Annotated in this window: 18 protein-coding genes; 2 read left to right on the forward strand and 16 right to left on the reverse strand. The window is 38.0% G+C overall.

Features of this window, described 5'->3' with window-relative positions; all coding sequences use genetic code 11:
- Positions 1-5: 5 nt before the first annotated feature.
- Both HMPREF2697_RS05350 and HMPREF2697_RS05355 read right to left on the reverse strand, forming a co-directional pair.
- A complete protein-coding gene (locus tag HMPREF2697_RS05350) occupies positions 6-389 on the reverse strand; it encodes a PaaI family thioesterase (protein ID WP_002886793.1) in 384 nt (127 codons plus the stop codon).
- 93 nt (positions 390-482) lie between these two features.
- A complete protein-coding gene (locus HMPREF2697_RS05355; protein ID WP_002886792.1) occupies positions 483-848 on the reverse strand; it encodes an OsmC family protein in 366 nt (121 codons plus the stop codon).
- 247 nt (positions 849-1,095) lie between these two features.
- Here HMPREF2697_RS05355 and HMPREF2697_RS05360 point away from each other — a divergent pair, with 247 nt between their 5' ends.
- Positions 1,096-1,461 carry a hypothetical protein gene (locus HMPREF2697_RS05360; RefSeq protein ID WP_013990188.1) on the forward strand — a complete coding sequence of 122 codons (366 nt, stop codon included), beginning with the start codon at positions 1,096-1,098 and terminating at the stop codon, positions 1,459-1,461.
- Between the two features lie 115 nt (positions 1,462-1,576).
- Positions 1,577-2,467, forward strand: coding sequence for a DMT family transporter (locus HMPREF2697_RS05365; RefSeq protein ID WP_045768491.1), 891 nt, complete (start codon positions 1,577-1,579; stop codon positions 2,465-2,467).
- A gap of 37 nt (positions 2,468-2,504) precedes the next feature.
- On the opposite strand, the gene HMPREF2697_RS05370 is transcribed toward HMPREF2697_RS05365, so the two are convergent.
- The 14 genes from HMPREF2697_RS05370 to HMPREF2697_RS05435 form a co-directional block, all read right to left on the reverse strand.
- On the reverse strand, positions 2,505-2,744 hold the full coding sequence (locus HMPREF2697_RS05370) for a hypothetical protein (RefSeq protein WP_013990186.1): 240 nt from the start codon (positions 2,742-2,744) through the stop codon (positions 2,505-2,507).
- A 225-nt stretch (positions 2,745-2,969) separates the two neighbouring features.
- On the reverse strand, positions 2,970-3,617 hold the full coding sequence (gene serB, locus HMPREF2697_RS05375) for a phosphoserine phosphatase SerB (RefSeq protein ID WP_070849881.1): 648 nt from the start codon (positions 3,615-3,617) through the stop codon (positions 2,970-2,972).
- Between the two features lie 111 nt (positions 3,618-3,728).
- Positions 3,729-5,453 (reverse strand): septation ring formation regulator EzrA, encoded by a 1,725-nt coding sequence (gene ezrA / locus HMPREF2697_RS05380; RefSeq protein ID WP_070849883.1) that lies wholly within the window; start codon positions 5,451-5,453, stop codon positions 3,729-3,731.
- Between the two features lie 96 nt (positions 5,454-5,549).
- Positions 5,550-7,502: a DNA topoisomerase (ATP-hydrolyzing) subunit B gene (gyrB, locus tag HMPREF2697_RS05385; RefSeq protein WP_002886787.1), complete on the reverse strand. Its 1,953-nt coding sequence runs from the start codon at positions 7,500-7,502 to the stop codon at positions 5,550-5,552.
- Complete coding sequence (locus HMPREF2697_RS05390; RefSeq protein WP_070849885.1) at positions 7,503-8,063, reverse strand: HAD-IA family hydrolase; 561 nt, start codon at positions 8,061-8,063, stop codon at positions 7,503-7,505.
- Positions 8,064-8,148: 85 nt separating this feature from the next.
- Positions 8,149-8,844 (reverse strand): LrgB family protein, encoded by a 696-nt coding sequence (locus HMPREF2697_RS05395; protein ID WP_002886784.1) that lies wholly within the window; start codon positions 8,842-8,844, stop codon positions 8,149-8,151.
- The gene (locus tag HMPREF2697_RS05400) at positions 8,837-9,211 is read right to left on the reverse strand and encodes a CidA/LrgA family protein (RefSeq protein ID WP_002884266.1); all 375 of its coding nucleotides are present in this window, start codon (positions 9,209-9,211) and stop codon (positions 8,837-8,839) included. The genes HMPREF2697_RS05395 and HMPREF2697_RS05400 overlap by 8 nt, the downstream gene beginning before the upstream one ends.
- A 534-nt stretch (positions 9,212-9,745) precedes the next feature.
- Positions 9,746-14,218, reverse strand: a complete 4,473-nt coding sequence (locus tag HMPREF2697_RS05405) for an NACHT domain-containing protein (protein ID WP_045772191.1) — start codon at positions 14,216-14,218, stop codon at positions 9,746-9,748.
- A gap of 75 nt (positions 14,219-14,293) precedes the next feature.
- On the reverse strand, positions 14,294-16,945 hold the full coding sequence (locus HMPREF2697_RS05410) for a valine--tRNA ligase (RefSeq protein WP_070849887.1): 2,652 nt from the start codon (positions 16,943-16,945) through the stop codon (positions 14,294-14,296).
- 56 nt (positions 16,946-17,001) lie between these two features.
- Positions 17,002-18,243 carry a helix-hairpin-helix domain-containing protein gene (locus HMPREF2697_RS05415; RefSeq protein ID WP_070849889.1) on the reverse strand — a complete coding sequence of 414 codons (1,242 nt, stop codon included), beginning with the start codon at positions 18,241-18,243 and terminating at the stop codon, positions 17,002-17,004.
- The gene (locus HMPREF2697_RS05420; protein ID WP_070849891.1) at positions 18,236-18,805 is read right to left on the reverse strand and encodes a GNAT family N-acetyltransferase; all 570 of its coding nucleotides are present in this window, start codon (positions 18,803-18,805) and stop codon (positions 18,236-18,238) included. The genes HMPREF2697_RS05415 and HMPREF2697_RS05420 overlap by 8 nt, the downstream gene beginning before the upstream one ends.
- Positions 18,792-19,370: a flavin reductase family protein gene (locus HMPREF2697_RS05425; protein WP_070849893.1), complete on the reverse strand. Its 579-nt coding sequence runs from the start codon at positions 19,368-19,370 to the stop codon at positions 18,792-18,794. Before HMPREF2697_RS05425 ends, HMPREF2697_RS05420 begins: the two co-directional genes overlap by 14 nt.
- A 446-nt stretch (positions 19,371-19,816) precedes the next feature.
- Complete coding sequence (locus tag HMPREF2697_RS05430; protein WP_002886082.1) at positions 19,817-20,020, reverse strand: hypothetical protein; 204 nt, start codon at positions 20,018-20,020, stop codon at positions 19,817-19,819.
- A gap of 132 nt (positions 20,021-20,152) precedes the next feature.
- The gene (locus HMPREF2697_RS05435) at positions 20,153-20,770 is read right to left on the reverse strand and encodes a PepSY domain-containing protein (protein ID WP_070849895.1); all 618 of its coding nucleotides are present in this window, start codon (positions 20,768-20,770) and stop codon (positions 20,153-20,155) included.
- Positions 20,771-20,784: the final 14 nt, after the last annotated feature.

Below are 20,784 nucleotides of genomic sequence, written 5' to 3' on the forward strand. Positions count from 1 at the left end.
CTTTTCTATTCCTCGACCGAGCCTGTCACATACATGGTAAATGTAGCCCTTGTAAGGATTTTCTCTTCCTGATTAGTAATGACAACTTCCACCACCTTAGTCGTCTTACCATTATGAACACACAGACCTTCAATCTTGAGTTGGTCAGACAAATGCCCTGCCTTGAGATAATTGATATTAGACTGAAGCGTCACCGCATAGTCACCTGTTGAAATGGCTACGAGCCCTGCGACCTGATCACAAAGCGTAAACAAATAGCCTCCGTGAGCATTACCAAAATAATTCAGGGACTTCTCGACTACCATAGTTGTCACGATGACATGGCCCGTTTCAAATAGTTCTTCTTGAAAATTCTCAAACACTCGGATTTCATGTAGTTTGTCTTGCATAGCAAGCCCTCCTATTGTTGCTCATTCCACAGCTAGTGAAATGACACGTCTTTATCTACTAGTATAACACGAAGTTCATAAAGGATAGTAAGCTTATTTGGCTAAGCTAATATCAACCTGAATATCTTCACGAAAGAGCTTCTTCACTCGGCAAAAATTATCCACAAAAGCCAAGAGTTCTTGCTCATTTTCCAAAATCAGATCCTCAGGTAAATGAATGGCAAGGGTGAACTGCCCTTCTTCATAGTTGGAATCAACCTGAATAGCAAGCTCCTCGATTCCCTGATACTTGGCAAAATAGCTCTGTAGACACATGGTCACACAGGAAGCCAAGGCAATATTCACCAAGCTCATCGGTGTTTCCCCATCTTCCGTATAGCCAAAAAGTTCTACAGGTGCTCCGTAACCCTCTGAAAGCGAATGGAAACGTTTGTCACCTTTAATTGTTGTTTGATACATCATGTCACCTCAATCTATTTTTTATTATTATAACAAAGAGAGGCCTAAGTACCGAGCTGAACGCTTTGAAATATCTATCAAAAGAAGAAAAAGCGTAAAGGCTTGTAGCTCTTATTTTCCAATAGATTAGCCTTGTACAACACGGATATTACCGAGGGATTACAGTTGATTAAAAATAACTGGAAGCGCTTTTAAAATTTCATTTTTTCATTTAAAATGAATTTACTAAGGAAAAAGGGAGACTATTATGAAAACATTTTCTAAATTAACTTTAGCCTCTGTCTCAGTTCTTGCCTTGTTGACCTTAGCAGCATGTGGCAACTCTAAAGACAAAACTGACTCGTCATCTTCAACAACATCATCAAGCAAGGTGACCAAAGAATCTTCTTCAACTGATTCAAGTGCTTCAGTAAAAGTCAACAAAGACGGATCAACTGAGGTCAGCGACGGAAACGGTAACTCAGCAAAAACAAACGGCAATAATACTGTCGAAGCCAACGATAGCGAAGGTAACAGCGCAACAGTTGGTCAAGACGGCTCAGTCGAAGTTAATAGCCAAGACGGTACAAATGTCAAAGTTGGATCAGACGGAACTGTCTCAATTGGTAACTAAATAAGATAAAAAAGGCTAGCTCTTCTGCTAGTCTATTTTTTAGATTTAGATTGATGTAAACGCTTCCTGAAAGTGCTATAATAGGCGTGGAAATCCAAATTCAGGAGGTGAGACAATGAAAAATAAAATCATCTTGGGATGTCTGGCTGCAGCGACTTGTGAAATTCTCTTTGGTCTCAGTTTTATCTTTACTAAATCTATTACAGCACAGGTCAGTGACCTGGCTTTAATCTCTTGGCGCTTTGTCACAGCCTTCCTTTTTATCAACCTCTATTTTCTCATCAGTCGACGTCGGATAAACATGAACGGTAGAAATCTTAAACCCCTGACACGTATTGCCATCCTCAATCCGATAATCTATTTTATCTGTGAAACCATTGGCATTCGTATGACGACGGCTTCTGAAAGTGGAGCCTTTCTTGCCTGCATCCCAGTCGTTGCCCTTATCATGTCTAGCCTTATTTTAAAAGAATGGCCCAGCCGTTGGCAGGTGGTCGGTGTCATCACAACCCTCATCGGTATCATCATAGCTGTCTTTGCTGCTGGCGGTTCTACCCACTTCTCCCTTGTGGGCTACTTGATTCTAGGTCTAGCAGTTGTCTCCTACGCCCTCTATTGCGTTGATGTCGAAAGAGCCAGTCAATTCAGTAGCCTTGAGATTACCTACTTTATGCTTGCCAGTGGTTGTCTGACATTTGGACTCTTTGCACTCAGCCAAGGCTTTCTAGCAGGTGATTTGAAAGAGCTCTTGCTTCTCCCTGTGAGCAATCCAAAATTCACTATCACTATCATTTATCAAGGCTTGGGATGCAGTGTTCTGGGCTATCTGCTTTCAAATTTTGCCATCGCAAATATCGGGGTCAACCGAACAGCATCCTTTATTGGGATTTCGACCATTATCTCAATTCTAGCTGCTGTTGTCGTCTTAGGAGAACCCTTCTCGCAGCTACAAATTTTTGCAGGCATTTTAGTCGTCCTGGGCGTCTATGTAGCCAATAAAACCTAAAACTCTCGGGAATTAATCTTCCGAGAGTTTTTTAGTCTTAATCAAGCTCTGTTTGAATCAACACGACGAGTTCTTCCTCATTAGGAATACTGCTAACCGCAGTCGGCTCAGGTAAAGGCTTATCTTCATACCCTTTAATAATATGTGATAAAAACACAGATGCTTTCGTCATGGCAAGAGGCAAAGAATCTGCCCTAATGCTACGACCAAAGTCAGGAAAACTAATTTGATAACCTTCCTCAATCGTGTGAAAAATCGCTGGATATTCGTATAACATGTCTCTTCCCCCATTTCAATACTAGACTCCTCTATGATAGGATGAGTTTGAGGAGAAGTCAACCAAAAATCGTTACAAAGAGAGGGTGAAACCATTCGAAACAATACAGCAAAGTTAAAATAAGGCTTAGTCCGTATTCAACTTGAGAAAGTGGCACCGAATCGGTGCTTTTTTTGTTATACAAATAGTCCTTTGGAATCATCCAAAGGACTATTTATATATCTACTATTTCTTGACCTCATCCAAAATCTTAATTACCTTATACAAATCTGGTTCTGTGATTTGGTAGGGAGCTTGTTCACGAACAATTGGTTTGGCACAAAAGGCGATACCAATACCAGCTGTCTTAATCATAGGTAAATCATTGGCACCGTCACCCATTGCAATGGTTTGCGAGAGTTCGAGACCATTTTCTGCTGCCCAATCTTTGAGTTTGGCTACCTTGACATCTTTGGTAACAATCTCACCATAAACCTTACCAGTTAAGACACCATCAACCACCTCTAGGTGATTAGCCTTGACATAATCGATTCCTGCTTCAGCTGCTAGTCTATCCACAGTCTCATGGAAGCCTCCAGAAACCAAGCCTACCTTAAAGCCACGGGCGTGAAGTTCATCCACAAGTTTCTTGGCTCCTTTGTTGAAATGAATACGAGCATAGACCTTATCAAATATACTCTCTGGCAATCCCTTGAGGGTCGCTACACGCTCATTTAAGGCCTGTCTAAAATCCAATTCTCCACGCATGGCACGCTCTGTGATTTCAGCAACTTCTTGACCAACGCCTGCTTCTTCTCCCAATAAATCGATAACTTCTTCTTGGACTAGCGTTGAATCTACGTCCATAACTAATAAACCTTTAACTTCTGACATAATTACCTCGATTCTTTGATGCCTATCTAAGCCTTCACTAGATTTAATTTTAATATGAAATGAAAAACGGACCTTACAAAAAATTCTGGACCCTAGTCCAGAATCTTTCTCTTACATACGAATTTGTTCGCGTGTCTTCTCGTAAGATGATACAAAACGATCTGTCACACCTGGTTCAACTGTTTCCAAGGCATAAGAGATTTCTTCCAAAGATGCATCATAATCATGATCAACTTCAAACAACTTAAGCGCATGCTCAAAGCTGCTTTGAACAGCAGGTTCAAATGAACGGTAGCGGTTTGAGTATTGCAAGAGTTGCTCAGTCAAGGTTGCATTTTGAACAACCAAGTAGGCAGTCTCTTCCAAATGATCAATGGAATTTTTAGATGTTTCTGTCAAACGCATTACCGCATCGATATTGATACGTCCACGGCTGAGTTCATCCATAAGTGCCTCAATTTGAGCACTTGTTGAGAAGAAGACACTCAAGAAGGATTGAGGAATACCTGGCAGGTTACGTTTTTCCATGTAACGCTTGATAACATGCAATTTATTAACATAAATATCAAGCTCTTCACGTGCCTTAGCTTCGTTTTTCTCAATAGCCTGAAGATTTTCAAAGACCTCAACCTGACCATTTTCAACAGCAGACAAGGTATTGAGACTCTTTTCAAAGATCTTTTCAAGTTCTGAGAAAGGTTTCACCTGAGTTTCAAAGTTTTCAAGAGTTGGAAGAACAGCTGTCTCCACACCTGAAATATCAGATGCAAAGCTACGAACATCTGCTGCATAAGTTTCATCGAAGATATAAGTCAACATGAGACGCTCAAGCTCTTCTTGAAGTTTCTTGTTGTTTTCTTTAGCGTGTTTAAGATAGTCTGGCAAGATTTTCTTATGACGCATAACAACCTTGTATGAGGCAATTTCACGTTCGAAAATACTATACAAGTTGTTAATTTTATCTTGAATCTCAACGTTTTCTTCTTCCGCACGGTCCAAATCAAGAGAAACCAATTCACTTGAGTTAGAACGGATAGCTTCACGAATTTCTTGGAAGCGACGTTCGATATTTTTTTCAGGGAAGTGATAATTTTGCTCAATCAACTTGCGATAGCCAGATTCCAAATCATCTAACTGATCTGGGAAATCATCTTCCAACTTAGCTACAATCGCAGGAATCTTCTCTGAAATTTGACCCAATGCAATAGTGTGTTCTTCTGCACGATCCAAAATACTTGATGCCTCAATAGGGTCACCTGATGAGTTAAGCGTCACGAATTCTGCAAACTCAGCTTCAATGTTTTTAAGCTGTTTATTGATTTCGGTCATGGTAGAACCGAAATTATCAGAGTTTTCCTCGATTGAGTTTTGCAACTCTTCGTACAAGTCTAATGCATGCTTAACGCGAGCACTGTTCTTTTCTTCTTGTTCTTTCAAGGTTGAGAGCGCTTCGCGAATAGACTTGATGTCTTCTTCCACAAGATCCAACTGACTCTCAATGTTATTGATTTCACCACTAGCCTTGAAGAAATGGAAAGTATCATTCATATTTTCAGCTTCGAAAATATGATTCTCAATATCTGTAAATGAGTTTGTTGAGATATCTACCCATTTCTGATTCCATTCACGGAAGGTTGTTTGACTTTGTCCAATCAAGTGAAGCTTTTTGACTTCTTCAATTTCTTCATTAACTGGCAAGTCAAACAAGCTTTGCTTGCGCTCTTCAAGCTCTGCAATCCGCGAATCATTTCGTTTTCTAATAAGAATACCGATTAAGTAAGCGATAATTACGAGTATAACTACCACTACAATCAGTAAAACAATTCCGCTAGACATAGTTTCTCCTTAATCGTCTATTATGTTCATAAATGTAGAATAACATTACGATTATATCATAGTTATCCTAGCATTGCATCCTTTTTTAAAAGAATATTAGATATCTAGAGTACTGTAAACGGCATTTTCTTCGATAAATTCGCGGCGAGGTTCAACCTTGTCTCCCATCAGCATATCGAAAATCTTATCTGCCTCCGCAGCATCGTCCACAGAAACACGTGCCATCAAACGATTTTCAGGGTCCATGGTAGTTTCCCAAAGTTGGTGGTCATCCATTTCACCCAAACCTTTATAACGTTGTACCGTAGGTTTTGAACGTCCCACACTATACTTTTCAAGTGCAGCACGCAATTTGTCTTCTTGATCTGCACCAGGTTGGATATATTCTTTAATCTCAGAACCAACCTTAACCCCATAAATTGGTGGTTGTGCAATGTAGACATAACCTGATTCCAAGACTGGACGCATAAAGCGGTAAATCAAAGTCAGAAGCAGGGTACGGATGTGAGCCCCATCGACATCGGCATCGGTCATAATTACCAACTTGTGGTAACGTGCCTTGCTGACATCGAATTCAGCTCCAAAACCTGTTCCCATAGCTGTGAAGAGAGAACGAATTTCTTCATTGGCTAGAATCTTATCCATGCTAGCCTTTTCAACGTTCAAAATCTTACCTCGAATTGGCAGAATAGCTTGGAATTCACGGTTACGACCTGATTTAGCAGAACCACCGGCTGAGTCCCCTTCGACAATGAAAAGCTCGTTCATTTCGGCATTATTTGATGAACAGTCTGCCAACTTCCCTGGAAGGTTAGAAATTTCAAGACCTGACTTCTTACGTGTCACTTCACGGGCACGCTTAGCGGCGATACGAGCCTTAGAAGCCAAAATTCCTTTTTCAACAATCTTCTTAGCGATGGCAGGATTTTCCAAAAGGAAGCGACTCAGAGCCTCACTGAAGAGGCGATTGGTAATCTTAACCACTTCAGAGTTTCCGAGCTTGGTCTTGGTTTGACCTTCAAACTGTGGGTTTGGATGCTTGACAGAAATGATAGCAGTCAATCCTTCACGAACATCATCCCCAGTCAAATTATCATCTTTTTCTTTGAGAATCTTATTCTGACGCGCATAGTCATTAATGACACGCGTTAGGGCTGTACGGAAACCTTGTTCGTGGGTACCACCTTCATGGGTGTGAATGTTGTTGGCAAAACTCATCACCGTTTCATGATAGCCAGTCGTGTATTGCATAGCAACTTCAACCGAAATACCATCCATTTCACCATCAGTGTAGATAGGTTCATCAAAGATAACATCCTTGTTTTCATTGATGTACTTCACATAAGATGTGATACCACCTTCGTAGTGATAATGTTTCTCTTGTTCGAGACCTTCACGCTTATCTGTGATAGAGATACGGAGCCCCTTGTTCAAAAAGGCTAGCTCTTGGATACGTTTAGCCAATTTTCCAAAATCAAACTCGGTTGTCTCTTGGAAAATCTCTGGGTCTGGCGTAAAGTGAACAGTCGTACCATGTTTCTCTGTTTCACCAATTACTGCTAAATCTGCTACCACGACCCCACGTTTATACTCTTGGAAGTGGATATGGCCATTTTTATAAACCTTAACATCAAGTTGTGTTGAGAGAGCATTAACGACCGAAGAACCAACCCCGTGCAATCCACCAGAGACCTTATAACCGCCTCCGCCGAATTTACCACCAGCGTGAAGTACCGTAAAGACAGTTTCAACTGCAGGACGACCAGTTTTTTCTTGGATATCGACTGGAATACCACGACCATCATCGACAACCGTGATAGAATTGTCCGGCTCAATAAAGACCTGAATATGAGTGGCGAAACCAGCCAAGGCCTCATCGATTGAGTTATCGACAATCTCCCATACCAAATGATGCAACCCTTCTTTTGAGGTTGATCCAATATACATACCTGGGCGCATACGTACCGCTTCAAGACCCTCTAGGACTTGAATCTGGCTGGCATCATATTCTTGCGCTTTTTCTTCAAGATTTTTTAATTCATCAGTCATTTATGTCACAATCTCCAATAATGATTTATGGCCGTCAACAAGCAAGGTATCCAGACCCGCTGCTTTTCCTGCCTCTATATCTATCTGGCGGTCACCAATGACCAAGCCGTGTTTAATATCGTATTTTTTAATTAAATAAAGGAAACTATCTGGACTCGGCTTTCTAGCAAAGCCACTTTCAGAAGTTACAACCTCTGTAAAATAAGAGGCAATTTCTGCTTTGCCAAGGATTTCTAGCACCAAGTGATTACGGTGGCTAACCAAAAAATTACGCCCACCCTCAGCCACAATCTTAGCTAGGACAGCCTTAGCACCTTCAAAAAGAACAGGTTCCTGTAAATGCTTGGCTTCCTCTTGCTTATATAGGGTTCGAAAATCAGCTATATCAGGCGCAAACATAGCAATGGCAGTGCTCGTTGATACCTTAAGGGCATCATAGACTGCTTGAGGTTCTGCTGTACGCTCAAATTGTTCTAAAGTTGCTAGAAAGGCTTGGGTTGATACCTGGTAATTATCCAACAAGGTACCACCCAAATCCCAGATATAATCTCCATAATTCATAACTTTAATTATAACATAAAAGGTCAGATTTTGCTTGTTTTTCACAGCTAAAAAGGCTTGGAAAACCTATCCAAACCTTAATTTTTTATTTCAGAATCAAACTTGCCACAATAGGACTAATAAAGACATATAGAATCCCTGTTACAGCAATTGAAAGACCACCCATGGCACCTGCAACCTGACCATATCTGAAGGCAGCTCCGGTACCTACGGCGTGTCCAGTTCCTCCGAGTGAAAGTCCGATAGCAACTGGATCTTTAATGCCAATCATTTTTAAGAAGACAGGACCCAAGACAGAGGTTAAAATACCCGTAATAACAACGACAACCAAGGTTACTGTCGTAATCCCCTGCATTTTTTCCGAAATCCCTACAGCCATGGCAGTTGTTACAGACTTAGGAAAGAGAGAAATGGCTAAGAAATAATCCATCCCAAAAAGCTTAGCAATCAAGGCCGTATAACTCGTATTTAGAACACAGGCAACCGTTGATCCAATTAGAATACTCTTATAGTGATGGCGCATGAGGTGTAGATTTTTATAAAAAGGAACTGCTAGCGCAACTGTTGAAGGTATAATCAAACTGTTAAGATAAGAACCACCTACATAGTAATCCTTGTAGGAAATACCTGTATAATGCAAAATGACGATAATCAAGGCAGTCGATACAAGGAGAGGCGTTGTCAAAGGATTAGGAAAACGGCGATAAATCAAAAGCCCTATTGTGTAAGCTAGTACAGAAAGTGTTAGCCCAAACAAGGGTGTATTAAAAAAATTAGCCACGTTTAACCTCCTCGTAATCACCTTCAAAATGTTTTTTGATGAAACCGACAACTACTGCAATCACTACAATATTAAGAACCAAGGCTCCCATAATAATCAAAATAATAGGGACAATATTAGCTGAAATAGCATTCCATCGTTCCATAATACCGACACCTGCTGGCAAAAATAGAATAGTCATATTGGCAATCAAAAACTCTGCTACTGCATGAATATGACGTAGACGAATCCACTTAAGCTGAAGAGCAATAAGAAGCAAGAATAGGCCAATAATGCTTCCAGGAATAGGTAATTTGAAAAATGTTGAAATAGCTTCACCAATAACAGCAAACAAACAAATCAACATGAATTGAACGTAGTATTTCACGACTTGCCTCCTAGGTTTAATCACCTATTAGTCTACTCCTTTTTTCTTGAATTTCAAGAGTTTTCAGTAAATTCTTTTGAAAAATTAAGAGCCCTATACGAACCTTTTTGAATATGAAAAAACAAGCTCAACACTGAAAGTTGGGCTTGTAAAAAATAGTCAAATATTTATCTTAATCACAATTTCATTTTACAGCCCAAAAAATTCTATTTTTTCAAAATAAGAGACTATTCAAAGAAGTTGTCATAAAAAATTCTTATGTCACCACATACATAGAGGCGGATAAGGTCCCACGATTAGCAAAATATAAATTTGAATCATTTAAACAATCAGACTGACAACCATACCTATCATATTCATTGGTTTGTTCAAACTATAACTCTATTTTTCAACATCTGAGAAAGAAACTACAATGTTGTACTTCTCAGGTCGGTTCGAACTTACAGAATTTGTCATGTAGTAACCTACTTTCTAAAATATTGACTTTTCTAGTATAACATGAATAATTCATTGAGAACAGAGATTCAGCATTTTTTATTTATTCATCAATTCTTCAATCAGAGTTCGTGAGCTACCAAACTCATTTTCAAACATTTGATCAATAATATCTAAACACCTATCAGCAATATCGTCCCCCATATGTTTATCGTAAAGTTGCATCATCAATCTAGAAAGATATTCTTCTATTCGTCTATAATAATATGGTTCTAATTTCAATTTATTAGTTTTACTCACAATATTGCATACTGTTTCAAAAATGATGTTTTCATATTCTGAAATTGATTCTTGTTTTTCAAGAGATTCTAAAAAATAATAATATAATTTATCTCTATATTCAGAAGTTAGTAGATTAAATATTAAATCCTTATCTTCTTTAATATCTAATAAATCATCCCTGAATAGTTGTGGTAAAATTTTTTCTAAATTTGTAACATTCTTACCTAAATAATTCAGTATAATCTTCTTTGATTTGTCTTCATGGTTCTTTACCTTTAAATACTTAATAGCCATCTGACAAATACTTTCTACTTGAAGTCCACTTCCACTATATACAGTTGATTCCATATCTCCTTTATTTAAGTAAATTTCTGTAATCAGGCATGAAGCATTTTTTACAAGTAATGTATCTTTTGAATCAAAAGCTAACTGCAATAGACATTGAATTTGTTCTTTCTCATCTTCGTATAGTCTATACAAAATGTAGTTACTATGCCAATGAGCTAACATCTTTTCATCCGTAAAAATCCCTCTAAATAACTCTCTAGCAAAATCCTTATCTAAATCCAAAATTATATACAGAAGAAAAATAGCATTTAAGCGTATGTGATCGGTCTTATCATTAGCAAGTGAAATGATAGTATTTTTGAAGTACGAAATGTTTGTTGGTGAATTTTCTATTAGTTTTGTTAAAGCATGTATTCCATGACCTCTTAAAGTTGAGTATGACTGTTGTAAATAATTTTCCATAGTTTGATTCTCGTTAAATTTATCAAGAGCATCTAAATCAGTTTTCTTAAGATAATAATTAAGCCTTTTCAAAACTTTCTCGGACCATTCTATGTTTGCGTGTTTCTCTATGACTCGGAAAAAATAATAAAGATTCTCCCAATTATTTTCATTTACAAAATTTAATAGTATGAATTCAAGATCACTTAAAACAGTATCTGGAATTTTTTCTAAGTCTACAATCCCCCCCAGTAGACCATCTATATAATGTTCATTGATTTTATGATTAGACGATAAGTTTAAAAATAAAGAAACGTACTCTTTAGGATTTTTAGAAACAGTACTTCTAAAATCAGTAGCCAATTCTCTAGGAGAAGACTCAATAAATATGTTTCTCTCACTATTCCATCTACATTTTGTCTCACCTTTTGGGCTGATGAGAATATTTCTCCAAGATTTAGCAGAAATATTCTTACCTTGTAATGGAGAAACTACACTTCCACAATGTGAGTCATAAAAAGAATCAGAAAAACTATTAGATCGTTCTAATACCTTTAATAATTCGATAGCTTCTTTACTTATCCTTTCTTTCGGTAAAACTGATAGTAATTCATATTGTAAACTTCCCCAAAATGGCCAATAAACCCTGTAATCATCTTGAGATTTATTTCTTTCAATTCTTCTTGCTAGTCTTTGTTTAGCCTCAGGTGAAACATAATGAATAATTTGTTCTTCAAGTTTATTATACATTTCTAACGAACAGCTCTGTGAAACTTTTGAAATCAATCGTTTGGCTAAAAATAATTTACTTGAATGGCCTTGAGATTTTTCAAAGAGTGTTTTATCAAAATCAGCCAGCAAATATTCAATACAAATATCAAAATGATTTGAGGACAAGTAATACATTGCATCTAAAATAACTTCATTGTAGAGATAGTCACCCTTTCCCATATAATTACTATAAGTTTTCCAAAATATCTCAGGATGTTTCGAAATTAGACATTTATTTGCTTCATTTAACAAATGAAGGTAATATCTTTGTAAGCTATCGCGTTCTTTCAAAGCTATATTATATTTAGTAGAATTATTCTCGGAATATCTTTTAAGATAAGGCAATAATACTTGGACGATTTGTATACAATTTTTATCTATGTAATTATGGGACTCTTCATCGAATTCCGTTGATTCACTATAAAATCTATTACTATTCTCAGAGTCTTGAAATTTGTCAAGTAATAAGCAAATCATTTTAATTTTATAATAATTCAGATTTTTATAGTAATTATCATAGAATTCTATATTTCCAATAAAATCACTCCAATATTGTAATCTTAGATAAAAAAAGTATTCAGAGTCATTATTATAGTCACTAAAAAAACAACTACGCCATTCGCTCTTATCGGTAGAATTTTCTATAGAATCCTTTATAAATTGAGTTGTTTCAGTTGTATATTCTGGAGAAATACTACTTAATAAATTAATTACTAATGATTTATTGATATCTAAAAATTGTTGCAACACATTCTTTTTTATTAAAAAATTAACATATGCTGGACGACCACTAATTACTGTTTGACACAAATGATTTCTATACTCTGTTTCTTGAATCAGCTCTGCTATATAATTTAAAATCTTTTGAGACGGTTCTTGAATACTTCCTAAGATTTCAAAGAAAACATATTTGAAATTAAACCTGACATTATCACTCTTTATTAATCTAGTTCCAAAATTTAAAAAATCTTTTTCTGATTCCTCTAACAATGATTGAAGAAAAATCTGAAATTGATATCGTCTTGTTGGATTCTGTTGTGTTTTATTTCCAAGAATGTCGTTTACATCAGAATTAGTATAGTAATCAAGAATCATTCGCTCTGCAACAAAACAATCTAGGAATGACTGATGAACAAAAGAAACTTTGTTGGAATGTTCTGTTAACATCCCTTGACTAGTTAGATAACGCAAAGCCCTCTCATTACCCGGTAGTCTTCTCTTGCTAAATACAGTTTCACCTGTATCCGTAAATAGTTTTACAAATTTTTCTTTTAAATCACTCAGATTATCTTCAATGAGGCTAGCATCGTGACACTTCTCTGATAAATCTCTCCACCATTTATCTACTAGATTATATGTACTTGTTATTTGATAGTACTCCTCTTTATTATTAATTTGTTCCCATATGTAGAGATTGCTGGGAGTTCTTAGTAACTGTTTTAATTTATTTGGAAAGCTATGGTATTTACTTCCTAAAATTTCCTCAACCTCATTTTCCAATAATTCATTAACTTCAACTTTATGCCAAGATTCAGTATCATCTTTCGATTTATTTTCAAATAACGCCTTAATTCCGTTATCATTTTCTAAATCATAAGTTCTGCAAACAAAAATAATTGAGATTTTATTTTCTCTTTCCGAATTAAGGTTCCGTATCTCTCGAATCAACTCCAAACAAGTCGCAAGTGAACTTTTAGAATTTTTTGCTGTCCATCTTAATGCATCTAGTTGATCTAATATGAGAACAGTATTATCCTCTTTAGAAAAAGCGTTCAAACAATAACTTATGCTAGCAGGAAATCCTAACTTCTCCCCCCATTCTTGTGCTGTACCCTCAGGAATATAACAATCTAGTTTTAAATCTAAGTGTAAAATATTACTTTTATTACACCAATCAATAATATTTTCTGTTAAACCACTTTTACCATTCCCAGCTTTCCCGTGAATGATAATTGACTTTCCTTCTTGAATATATTTCTTACATTCATCAAATTGTGTGCGAATTTTTAGACCCGAATCCAATGTTTTAAAGCTATTTTTATACTCATCATTTAAAATATGTATTCTAGGAATTATCCTATCATCACGTGCTAAATTTCTGAATTCAATTTTCTCATTTTTAATAAATTTCTCTAAATCCTTAAATGAAAACCATCTTCCATAAATTTCTCCATTAAAAATTAAATTAATGAATTTTGACTTTATGCTTGTAGCATCCCCAATAAAATATTGACTTATCATATCTTTTATAAATTCTTCATTTTCTGGAGATGGCTCTTGTCTAATCACCGTTCTACTTAAAAAATTTATAATTTTTGGAATATCATTTTCCTTAGAAAATCCTAGATAATTAATATAATTATTCAATAGGTTGCTAATTACTGAAGATGTTTCAACTTGATATTCAATAAAATACCGAACATCATCATTAGTTTTAGCCCTATAAATCAAATCTGAGAAACTTGTAAACGGCAGTGGACTAACTAGTGCAACCTTTACTTTTGGGTCTCTTTCTAAATGTCTTCTCCAACTATTAAGAATTCCTTTTTGATTTAAATCTGCAAGAGACCAATTTTCTTTACTAGCATTTCTTCCTTTGCATTGCTGTGCCTCTGTATTCCCATTTCTATATCTTACTAAAATATCTACACAATCAGCTTCAGGACCAATTGGTTCAATTTTTATAGCATCAATTTTTTCTGAGATAATGTCAATAAATTTTAAAACAATCCAATTAAATTCATATTTATTACCTTGTTTATCCGCTCTCCCGCCTACTTCATAAGGCATAACTTCATCCCTCTTTTAATGTATATTTGATTTCATTATACCAAAAAAACACGGCATTCCGCCGTGTATCTATGTTTATTTAACGAGTTTCTTCATCTCATCAATCCGTGCTACGGTTGCGTCGTACTTGGCTTGGTAATCTTCTTGTTTGTCACGTTCTTTTTGGACGACTTCTGGTTTGGCATTGGCTACGAAGCGTTCGTTGCTAAGTTTCTTACCAACCATGTCGAGTTCTTTTTGCCATTTGGCCAATTCTTTTTCAAGACGAGCCAATTCTTCTTCAACATTGAGAAGGTCAGCGAGTGGCAAGTAGATTTCTGCACCTGTGATGATGCTTGACATAACCAAGTCAGGTACTTCTACTTCTGCTGCAATTTCCAAGTGTTCTGGGTTTGTGAAGCGTTTGATGTAGTTGACGTTGTCATTGAAGAAGGCATCGAGCTTGCTGTCACTTGTCTTAATCAAAATAGTGATTGGCTTGCTTGGTGCTACGTTCACTTCTGCACGTGAGTTACGTACTGAGCGAATCACGTCTTTAAGAGCTTCAACGCCGGCTGCTGCTTCTTCGTTTTCAAATTCTGGACGAACCACTGGGTATTCAGCAGTCACGATCGTTCCTTCAGAGATTTGGCCATAGATTTCTTCGGTTACGAATGGCATGATTGGGTGAAGGAGACGCAAGATTTGATCCAAGGTATAAAGAAGAACAGAACGTGTGATGACTTTTTCGTCCTCGTTGTCGCTATAAAGCACTTCCTTGGTCAACTCAACATACCAGTCCGCAAACTCGTCCCAGATGAAGTTGTAGAGGATGTGACCAGCCACACCGAATTCAAACTTATCAAAGTTTTCAGTGACTTTTCCGATAGTTTCGTTAAGGTTGTGGAGAATCCAGCGGTCTGTGACATTACCTGCTTGACCAGCAGCCACTTTAGCTACATTTTCACGCGCCGCATCCAGGGTCAACCCTTCATTGTTCATGAGGATATAGCGAGAGATATTCCAAATCTTGTTAATGAAGTTCCAAGACGCATCCATTTTCTCGTAAGAGAAGCGCACGTCTTGACCTGGTGCAGAACCGTTTGAAAGGAACCAACGAAGGGCATCGGCACCATATTTCTCGATAACATCCATTGGATCAATACCGTTACCGAGTGACTTAGACATCTTACGCCCTTGCTCGTCACGGATAAGACCGTGGATAAGGACATTCTTAAATGGTTGGCGTCCTGTGAATTCCAATGATTGGAAGATCATACGAGACACCCAGAAGAAGATGATATCGTAACCTGTTACCAAGGTTGACGTTGGGAAGTAACGTTTGAAGTCTTCTGAGTCGACATCAGGCCAGCCCATAGTTGAGAATGGCCAGAGGGCCGAACTAAACCAAGTATCCAAGACATCTTCGTCTTGTTTCCATCCGTCACCTTCTGGTGCTTCTTCGCCAACGTACATTTCACCCTCAGCATTGTACCAAGCAGGGATTTGGTGACCCCACCAGAGCTGACGAGAGATTACCCAGTCATGGACATTTTCCATCCATTGAAGGAAGGTATCGTTGAAACGAGGTGGGTAGAAATCAACCTTGTCGTCTGTGTCTTGGTTTGCGATAGCATTCTTAGCCAATTGATCCATCTTAACAAACCATTGGGTAGACAAACGTGGCTCAACGGGCACACCTGTACGCTCTGAGTGACCAACTGAGTGAGTCATTTTTTCAATTTCGACAAGGGCACCGATTTCTTCCAATTTCTTAACAACAGCCTTACGTGCTTCAAAGCGGTCCATACCGTTGAATTCGTCAGCCAATTCATTCATGGTACCATCATCATTCATAACGTTGACTTGTGGCAAGTTATGACGTTGACCAACCAAGAAGTCATTAGGGTCGTGGGCAGGTGTGATTTTAACCACACCAGTACCAAATTCAGGGTCTGCGTGTTCGTCTCCAACGATTGGAATTGGTTTATTCAAGATTGGCAAGATAACATTTTTACCAATCAAGTCTTTGTAACGGTCATCATTTGGGTTAACCGCTACGGCAGTATCCCCAAACATAGTCTCAGGACGTGTCGTTGCTACTTCAAGGGCACGTGAACCGTCTTCCAACATGTAGTTCATGTGGTAGAAGGCACCTTCGACATCCTTGTGAATAACCTCGATATCAGAAAGGGCAGTACGGGCTTTCGGATCCCAGTTGATGATAAATTCACCACGGTAGATCCAGCCTTTTTTGTAAAGCTCTACAAAGACCTTACGAACCGCTTTTGAAAGACCTTCGTCAAGTGTGAAACGCTCACGAGAGTAGTCTACAGAAAGACCCATCTTACCCCATTGTTGCTTGATAGTTGAGGCGTACTCGTCTTTCCATTCCCAGACTTTATCAAGGAATTTTTCACGACCAAGGTCATAACGGGAGATGCCGTCTTCAGCCAAACGCGCTTCTACTTTAGCTTGAGTGGCAATACCTGCGTGGTCCATACCTGGAAGCCAAAGCGTATCGAAACCTTGCATACGTTTTTGACGGATAATGATATCTTGCAAAGTTGTATCCCAAGCGTGACCAAGGTGAAGTTTACCAGTTACGTTTGGTGGTGGAATAACGATTGAATAAGGCTTAGCCTTTTTATCGCCAGAAGGCCTGAAAACATCCTCATCAAGCCATTTTTGGTAACGACCAGCCTCAACCTCGGCTGGATTGTATTTAGGTGAAAGTTCTTTAGACATGTGTGTGTCCTTTCTAGTTATTTCTATTGTTTATTTAAATTTTTATTAATAAATAATTAATTATCTTTTTTAAACCTTATCCCATTTTCCTTTAGCTTCTGAACGGTAACAGGACCAATTCCCTTCAAAGCGAGGACTTCTTTTTCTGTCCAATTTTTAAAGTCAGCAGACGTTTGAATTCCATTTTCAACAAAGGTGCGGACAATATCCATCCGAATTCCCTTCATTTTCTCTTCTCGCATAAACGAGAACCAGTTAGTTACCGTAGATAAGTTTTTCGCTAAATCAGGAGGGCTAGTGATTCTTGATTTAGAGCAAAATTTCTCTGCTTCATTTGTCAAAAAATCTGTCAAAATAATATTTTCCTGTAAATAATCAGACATAGGATACAGGCTAGCTTGTAGCGATTCGACTGAATTTGGGTAATAACATTCCAGTTCTTCTATTTCAGGAATCTTAAAGGGCCAATCTTCATCTATAAAATAGTCAACAGCATCATCGTTGATTTCCACAAGTTTTGCAAATAATTTACTTGCCTCTTCAACCTTTCCTCTAGAGAAAGCAGAAATAATAGCATGTATCAACACAGTATCACTACGTATTCCTTGATTCAGTTCTTCCTGATAGAACCGTTCAACTTTAGATTCTTGGCCAGTGATATGATATAGAGAGAGCATACAGAAAACAAAGTTAGGAGGGAATCGCTCTGGTTGTTTACTTAAGTATAAGTTAACCATTTCCAAAGCCTTATAATAAAATCTTTCCGCCATATAATATTCAATCAGAAACATAAGAGCAGTTAGGATCGGGCGTGCTTCAAAGGAGTTCCAATTGTCATACCCATTGATTTTCCATTTTTCTAAAACCAGAGTTTCAAATTCCAATACTCTTTTAAAAGTTGGTAAGTCAATGTCTTGAACAGTCGAAAGAAAAAGATGATACTCGGCAGCAAAATAATCGGGGTTAAGCTTTAAAACTTGTTTTAACAGTTTATTTCTCTTTTGTTTATTTGGAGTATACATAGCTTCTCTGAATAAAGCATGATCTTGATTCCAATCAAAAGTCCCGGTTCCCAATTTGGAATTGATTTCCTGAACATCCGGATAAACCCCATATTCATAAAAATATTGCATCATTGCTATGTTTTGTTCATCAAAATTTTGAATTTTCCGACGTTCTACAAAGACAGGTTGATACCCAAGTGATTCTGTCAATGCAATTTCTTCTTCAGAAACAACTTTTATCATCAATTTTTGCTTACGCTTAAATTCTTTTTGTCGATTTTTCTTTTTAGCCATCTATCATTACTTCCCACTCACTCTTTAGCAAGCCGTATCTCAAATCATCACAGCGATTTCCTTGGGCATCTTTGCGGTCCCTTATGCAAGCTTCGAGGGTAAAACCAAGCTTCTCAGCGACGCGTTGACTTTGGACATTGTAGCCAAAACATGTCAGCTCAATCTTGTGAAGACCCAAATCCTTAAATCCTAGGTCAATCAAAGCACGCGCCGCTTCTGGCACATAGCTTCGGCCCCAATAGTCTGGGTGCAAGGTATAGCCAATTTCCAGCACATCATCTTCGTGTCTATGGTTGAAATCAACAGAACCGATCACTTTATCAGTCCCTTTGACTATAATGCCGTAACCAGCTGGAAGATTGTCCTTTTCATTGCGATCGGGAAGGATATGCTTTAGGTAATAGATCTCATCTTCCAAGGTCTTGACGGGTGGAAATCCTGCTGGGTAAGAGACTTCTGGACGACTGGCAAAATCAAAGATATCTTCGGCATCCGCCACTGTTCGGACTCGTAAAAGAAGACGTTCTGTTTCGATTTGTTCTGGTAATTCAGCTCTTGTCATTCTTCTTCCTCGCTTTCTTGATGAAGCTTCCCATGGGGTCGATTCGGTCATCTAGATAGCGATAGACACGCTTATGTCCATCTCCCATAAAGTAAGCCGGTGCAAAACGGTCATTTTTAAAATGTCCCCTATCATCTAACAAATCAGATTCAGCCAGACGGTCTAGAATCTTAGCAAAGATATGACAGATACCATCTTCATCAATAATTCTGTCGACCTTACAATCCAGAACGACTGGACAAGCATCCAAGATAGGTGCTTGTGTCAGTTTAGAAGGTTGGAAATCTAGGCCAAGTTTAGCAATCTTTTCACGATGACTAATAAAACCAGCCTGTTCCATCTCTAGCATTAGGTTTTCATCAGGGATATTAACCGTAAATTTCTGATAATGTTTAATCTGGTCTGCCGCATTTTCCTCGCTACCAACCCCGATGACTAGCCAATCTCCTAGACTATAGGAAGAACTGCATGTCGTCACATTATAACCATGTGTCTGATCCTGGTAACCCAAGATAAAAATGGGAAAACCATAATACAATTTACTGGTCTCAAAAGATTGCTTCATGTCACCCTCCTTTGGTAGGAACGTAGACCTCGCTTTCGCTCCGTCTACATCAATATCTCTAAATTCACCTGCAACCTTCGGTCTTGGTTCTTTAAAAGATATAGAAAATCCCTGCCATAACTATGACAGGGACGAATGTGTATCCGCGGTACCACCCAGTTTTGAGTGGCAACCACTCACAGCTTTCTTGATTCAATTTGACCATCAGCAACCAGCTTTGACATTTGTGCGGATTTCTCAGTACCACCACTTCCTGTGACAAATGGGCTTCAAAGCACCTCTGATTGGTCTTATTCTATCACATTTTTAATCTCAAGACAAACGAAATTATGGGGAAGATGTTATCACAATAAGTCAGACTACAGATTCCACCTTGAAACATAAATACAATGCATCACTTCTTATTCTCATAAGAAAAATCCCTGTCTTCCGACAAGGATTGTATCTTATTTTTCTTCCTTAGCTCTTTCTTCTTTTAGCCATTTTTCATAGCTTTCAAGTAGATTGATAGCCATTTGGGTTGCCAAGGCTAGTGAGAAAGCTTCTGTACCTTCAGTTGTTTCGTCTTGGACTTCCAATTTACTTTCTTCGTAAATGGCTTTGAGAGCCTTATTGCTAAGCGTGTCTTTAAATGCTTGGAATTCTTTCATGGTCAAAGCCTCCTTGATTCTACGGCAACCTTTACAGCTACTGTTACCGTTTTCACTTTAAGTTTACACCATTTCAGAGAAATTGCAAGGATTTTCCTCAATGATAAGGAGAGCTTTCACTCTATCTGCGACCTACTGAGCAGGAGTCGCAACCCCTGTGAGATACTCAGTTGTATAGGCTACGATAGCTCCCGAATCAGCATTTACTGTGTATTTATAACGCAAATGACTCACTGCATAATCAAAGCTAATATTGTAGACTTTCCCGCTTCCTTCAGTCTTCAAATCTACCGTCAAGTTCGTTACAGAACCTTCAGCCAATCCCGCATGATTGAGGGCTGTTGTTTGAGCAGCTTCTTTAGATACTGGTGGCTCATCCTTGCTTTCGCTAGACTGACTCTCATCTTTAGGCTCTTCACCTTTTTTAGTATCATCCTCATCCTTAGATGTTGGATGGTCACTCTTATGTTTCAAAATAGATCCTGACTGACCATCAATAGTGTATTCAAAATGATTGTCGGGTGTTGTAAAACTAACACTATAGCTTCCATGTAATCCAATACGTAATTTTGAGATTGCTGATTGAGAAATCTCAGAAGTTTGGACACCAGCATTTTTGTAGGCGATGTCTGCCGCATCTTGTTCTGACAAGCGATAACCCGAACCGTTAAAAACAAACAGGGCTACAGCAATAGCAACTGGAATAGCAAGCAGAATCAGATAGCTCACTAGCTTTTTCGTTTTTCGCATAAAATACTCCATTA

Origin of the sequence: Streptococcus sp. HMSC064D12, from assembly GCF_001837205.1 — a bacterium.
GTDB classification, from domain to species: Bacteria; Bacillota; Bacilli; order Lactobacillales; family Streptococcaceae; genus Streptococcus; species Streptococcus salivarius_D.